We start from the raw sequence: 2,419 nt of genomic DNA, 5'->3' as shown, positions 1-2,419 counted from the left end.
TATTAGAGTCGAACTAGGGGTTCCCCCCTAGAACTCTCCTCCAGAACCGGACATGACTGTTCCCAATCATCCGGCTCCTCCTGGCAACATTGTTATTGCTCTCCTTTGTGGGGATATATTGTTCTCTGTTCCCGAGTTTTGGTATGGTGACAGTGAGCATGGACTAGCTGTTTGTTGTCTAGCTTATTACTACCGCCTGCTCTTTGGGGGATGATGTGGTCTACTTCAAAAATATCATCGGCCTTAAACCTTTGATTGCACAGACCGCATTTTCCCTTCTGCTTTTTCAGCAGTTTGTTTACTGTGGGTTTTACCCCATGGTATTTGGCAAGCCTTTCAGCCCAATATAGCCAGTCTCCGTCATATATGGATTTGTGACCTATTAGTCTAACTACCCTTTTTATTTTGGTGTCTTTATGTTTCACCAAGGTAGCTGTTCCATCAGGGGTTTTGAATGTCCATCCTTCCCCTTTGTCTATCCACCAATAGTTGGACATGGCTTCTTTGGCTCCAATGTTTGGAGACCTATATTTAGCCCATCTTTCTAGTTTGTGGAATAGCTTATAGTCAATTTGTCCAAATATTCTGGAGCTAACCACTGAGTTGTATTGGTTTGCCCATCCAGTTATTTTAGCGTTTAGGTCTCCTATTAATGTGGCTTGGTCAGAGTTTCTGTGCTTTCTGATAGTTATTTTCAGGTCATCCATATGCCTATTTATGGATTCCTTACTGGGTTTGATTAGTGTTTTATACCCTAATTTCTTACCCGTCCTATCCTTCCGGCTATTAACCTCATTGACCTCATATTGTCGGATGTTGAACCCGAGGTAGTCAAAACCTGTCAAAGTCCCTTCCTTTCCTAGGGTGTGTGCTATTGAGGTTTTAGATTCCTTTAGGTTCAGTCCAATTTCTTTTAGCCATTCTTGGATTGCCTCTTTGGCTTCCAGTACAACCTCTTTACTTTGGTGCAGGATAATGAAATCATCTGCATATCTGTGGACTATGGGAGTTCTTAGAGTTCTCCCACTGGGTAGGTTGTACTTTTTTCCTAACGCTTTAGTGATATACCTTAGGGGAAATTCCTCTTTCATTAATTGGGTCATACCGTGCAATGCGATATTTGCCAATAATGGCGAGATTACTCCTCCTTGAGGTGTACCTGCTGGTGTGTTGATGAACCCATCTTTTCCAACGGCTCCTGCTTTCAACCAAGCCTTTAACTGTCTTCGCATTTGTGGATATGTATCCACTTTGTCCAACAGTTTTTGATGGTCTATACGGTCAAAGCACTTTTCTAGATCAGCATCTAGGACATAATAATCCTGTTTGTTGATGTCTGAGTATATGGCCGCTATTGCGTCCTTTGTGCTTCTCCCAGGTCTGAATCCGTAAGAATTTGTCTCAAATTTGGCTTCCCACTCTGGTTCTAGAGCTATCTTGGCTAATGCCTGTTTCGCTCTGTCTTCCATATTTGGGATTCCTAGAGGTCTTTTTTCCTTCTTTCCGGGTTTAGGAATCATTATCCTTCTTACAGGATTGGCCTTACCGTCCAACTCTAGGTATCTGGCAAGCGCTAACCTTTGAGATGGGTCAAGACTCTTCTTCCCATCAATTCCGGCGGTTCTTTTACCTCTGTTATCTTGAGTTACTTTCCTTATGGCTAGCCGTTTCGCTGATTTTGATTTGGCAAGTAGTTTTTGTAGCTTTCTAACTTTGGCTTTGTCCCCATTTTGGGAGGCTTTGTAGATACGCTTTTGCAGCTTGAACACTGCTCTCTCAATGGTTTTCCAGTTGAGAGAGTTCCAGTTATTCGATTCCACCATCACGGGTTCGTGTGTATTGGACATAACTGCTACTCGTGTTCTACTCTTGTTGTCTCAGGGATATCTGTCAGCATATCCCTGGGCTTTCCCCAGGGCATTGGCTTCTGATATCGTCTCGTCAAGATAACCCTTGCGGTTGAATACCTACCTTTTTTACAGGAGCAATTATCTTGATTACCTCGTTCCGTGTGTCCATTGTCTGACCGGGTTGGATACTGGCTATACACCGAGAGACTGTCTATTAGACGGGGGATGTCTGAACCAGCGCGGAAAGACTTGTTCACCCATGGTCTCTAATTCGATACGGGACATGAGTCATCTTGTCCTGAATCTTGGGCTGACGATGCGTCAATCACCAGTTCGTTGTCTTATCCTTTCGGTCTCCCTTGCGGTTTGGCTCATGGATGACTTAGAATTGACACCGCTTTTATTCCTTGCACTCGACCCGTTGATATTCAGTCTCGGAGCCTAGGAATATGGAGTAACCTGACATCTAGGTTGTAGGATTTGAACCTACATGTAACACACAGTTAAATAGCTATTGCTATTCGAGCTATCCCCCCACTGGCGTGGGTTTCAGCTCAACGAGTCGCACT

At 43.9% G+C, this 2,419-nt stretch carries 1 protein-coding gene; it reads right to left on the bottom strand.

The window, feature by feature from the left end:
* Nucleotides 1–92 precede the first annotated feature (92 nt).
* Nucleotides 93–1,847: a group II intron reverse transcriptase/maturase gene (gene ltrA / locus F6K49_RS41545; protein ID WP_293107029.1), complete on the bottom strand. Its 1,755-nt coding sequence runs from the start codon at nucleotides 1,845–1,847 to the stop codon at nucleotides 93–95.
* Nucleotides 1,848–2,419: the final 572 nt, after the last annotated feature.

This window comes from Moorena sp. SIO3I6 (genome assembly GCF_010672095.1).
This window is presented reverse-complemented; position numbering and strand designations above follow the sequence as displayed.